This is a genomic window from Pseudomonas sp. BJa3, assembly GCF_026343815.1.
Lineage (GTDB): Bacteria > Pseudomonadota > Gammaproteobacteria > Pseudomonadales > Pseudomonadaceae > Aquipseudomonas > Aquipseudomonas soli.
Window position 1 is genome coordinate 1 of the sequence record NZ_JAOXMC010000106.1, and the last position, 284, is coordinate 284.

The following is a 284-nucleotide window of genomic DNA, read 5'->3' on the forward strand; positions in this document are numbered from 1 at the left end:
GGCGCGCAATCCCGAGCGCGGCCAGGAAGCGATCGAGAAGATCGAGTCGGAGGTGCCGAACGCCAAGGTGCGGTTCGAGGCGGTCGATCTGGCCAGCCTGACGTCGGTGCATGCGTTGGCGCAGCGCCTGAACCGTACGCTGCCGAAACTGGATGGCCTGATCAACAACGCCGCGGTGATGGCGCCACCCGAGCGCGGCGAGTCGGCCGACGGCTTCGAGCTGCAACTGGCCACCAATTACCTGGGGCATTTCGTCCTGACCGCGGGCCTGCTGCCACTGTTGC

At 66.9% G+C, this 284-nt stretch carries 1 protein-coding gene; it reads left to right on the forward strand.

Annotation, left to right across the window (positions count from 1 at the left end; all coding sequences use genetic code 11):
• A partial coding sequence (locus OH705_RS27060) for an SDR family NAD(P)-dependent oxidoreductase (RefSeq protein ID WP_267303414.1) occupies positions 1 to 284 on the forward strand: 284 nt, incomplete at both ends.